Source organism: Microbacterium sp. K41 (assembly GCF_004794395.1).
In the GTDB taxonomy this organism is placed as follows: Bacteria; Actinomycetota; Actinomycetes; order Actinomycetales; family Microbacteriaceae; genus Microbacterium; species Microbacterium sufflavum.
In genome coordinates this window covers 1-287 of sequence record NZ_SSDO01000266.1, presented here as the reverse complement: position 1 = coordinate 287, position 287 = coordinate 1, and the positions used below count along the sequence as shown (strand labels likewise).

At 76.7% G+C, this 287-nt stretch carries 1 protein-coding gene; it reads left to right on the top strand.

From position 1 onward, the window contains the following. Positions 1–287: PfkB family carbohydrate kinase (locus DW309_RS07300; protein ID WP_240753146.1), on the top strand; the 287-nt coding region annotated here is incomplete at both ends.

The following is a 287-nucleotide window of genomic DNA, read 5'->3' as shown; positions in this document are numbered from 1 at the left end:
GTGCTCAAGCCCAACGCCGCCGAGCTCGCCGAAGCCACCGGCATCGACGACCCGGTGCACGCCGCCCGCACCCTGCTGGAGCGCGGTGCCGAGCTCGTGCTGCTCTCGCTGGGCGCCGACGGCATGCTCGCGGTGACCGACGACGAGCTCGTGCACGCGCGACTCGACGAGCCCCTCGCGGGGAACCCGACCGGTGCGGGCGACGCCGGGGTCGCCGCCTGCGCCGTGCTGTACGCCGAGGGCGAGCGCGACCCCGAGACGGTGCTCCGCCGCGCGACGGCCTGGTC